The sequence below is a fragment of the Ruegeria atlantica genome, from assembly GCF_947495585.1.
Classification (GTDB): Bacteria; Pseudomonadota; Alphaproteobacteria; order Rhodobacterales; family Rhodobacteraceae; genus Ruegeria; species Ruegeria atlantica_G.
Window position 1 is genome coordinate 1 of sequence record NZ_CANLZK010000050.1, and the last position, 672, is coordinate 672.

Sequence of the window (672 nt, forward strand, 5' to 3'; positions counted from 1 at the left end):
AATCCTTGCATCGTCAGTTCCCGTTTTCGGAACGACAAGTGGCTGTTTTCGGCGCGGTTGTTGAGACCCTTTTGCGACCTGTGATCCAAGCCCGGTGCGACTTCCCGCTTGGTGTGCCATGTGAGTTCAGTTTGTCGGTGATGAGCCGCTTAGGAATGAGGTCCAAACGCCTCAACAGAGTGCGCAACAGCCTTATTGCGGCCCGTTTGTACCGTTTTGGCTGGAGGATTACGTCCATTACGACACAATATTGATCGATCGCGTGCCAAAGCCAGCACCTACGACCCGGCATACACAAAACAACTTCATCGAGATGCCAGACGTCGCCTGAACGATCCTGCCGGCGTCGCCAATTTGGGCGATCTGGAGTCAGAATATGCCAACCAAGCGTCTGGCGGTTTCGTTAGAAACGTCGATCCCACGTTGCAATAACACCTCTTCAACTTCGCTCAAGCTCAGATTGAAGCGAGCGCACAACCACACCGCGCGCGCAATGATCTGTGCGGGAAATCGGTGACGCCTGTGGCCGATAGACGTTGAATTCACCGACGCCAATAACGACCAGATCCAGGCTTGAGCAACCACTCTACAGTTACCGTGACAATACCCACAAAACAGCGAGAGATTTCACACAGCCTATCCGCGTTGCTGCCACTAGATTGAGCAGAGCCA

At 53.6% G+C, this 672-nt stretch carries 1 pseudogene; it reads right to left on the bottom strand.

Going from position 1 to position 672, the window contains the following annotated elements:
* Nucleotides 1-546, bottom strand: a pseudogene (locus tag QMP16_RS23750) (IS6 family transposase); the annotation flags it as partial.
* Nucleotides 547-672: the final 126 nt, after the last annotated feature.